Raw genomic sequence first — 971 nt, forward strand, 5'->3', positions numbered from 1 at the left:
TGCCCTGCTTCATCTTGCCGGATAAACTCCCGCCGGAGGCTGGCCGGGCATCGCGGCCCGGCGCAGCGTTTCTTTTTGGGGCTCACGCCTCGGCGTCTTCCTCTTCGTCGCCCTGATCGGCGATCCAGGCGACCGAGACCACGGTCTCGCCGGCGCGGGTGTTGAAGACCCGCACGCCGCCGGCGCCGCGCGACCGGAAGGAGATCCCGTCCACCGGCACCCGGATCGACTGGCCGGTGGAGGTGGCCAGCATGATCTGGTCGCCCTTCTCGACCGGGAAGGAGGCCACGATCTCGCCGCCGCGCATGGATTTCTCCCACGCGGTGACGCCCATGCCGCCACGGCCGCGGATCGGGTAGTCGTGGCTCGACGACAGCTTGCCGAGGCCCTTGGCGGTGATCGTCAGGATCAGGTTCTCGGCTGCCGTCATCTCGGCGTAGCGTTCCTGCGAGAGCCGGCTGTCGGCGTTGCCCTCTTCCTCGTCCGAGGTCTCGGCATCGTCGGCGAGCCCGGCCATGGCGCGGCGCATCTTGAGATAGGAGGCGCGCTCGTCCGATTCCGCCTCGAAGTGGCGGATCACGGACATCGACACGACCTCGTCGCCGTTCAGCAGCCGCACGCCGCGCACACCGGTGGAGTTGCGCGAGTTGAAGACCCGCACGTCCGGCACCGGGAAGCGGATGGCGGGCGTTGATCAGGCGGGTGTTCTCGTCCTCGCCCTCGAACTTCATCGCGATCTTGCCGTTGCGCATGACGTTGGTGAAATCCGACAGCCGGTTGCGGCGCACCGAGCCCTTGGAGGTTGCGAAGACGATCTGCAGGTCGTCCCATTCGTCCTCATCGCGGTCCACCGGCATGATCGCCGCCACCGAGACGCCCTGCGGGATCGGCAGGATGTTGACGATGGCCTTGCCCTTCGAGGTCCGGCCGCCCTGCGGCAGGCGCCAGCACTTGAGCTTGTAGGCCATGCC

At 67.9% G+C, this 971-nt stretch carries 1 pseudogene; it reads right to left on the minus strand.

The annotated features are described in order from the left end of the window. Positions 1 to 82 precede the first annotated feature (82 nt). Positions 83 to 971, minus strand: a pseudogene (locus tag HC022_RS27500) (DNA gyrase C-terminal beta-propeller domain-containing protein); the annotation flags it as partial.

The organism is Salipiger sp. HF18 (assembly GCF_011806505.1).
GTDB classification, from domain to species: Bacteria; Pseudomonadota; Alphaproteobacteria; order Rhodobacterales; family Rhodobacteraceae; genus Salipiger; species Salipiger thiooxidans.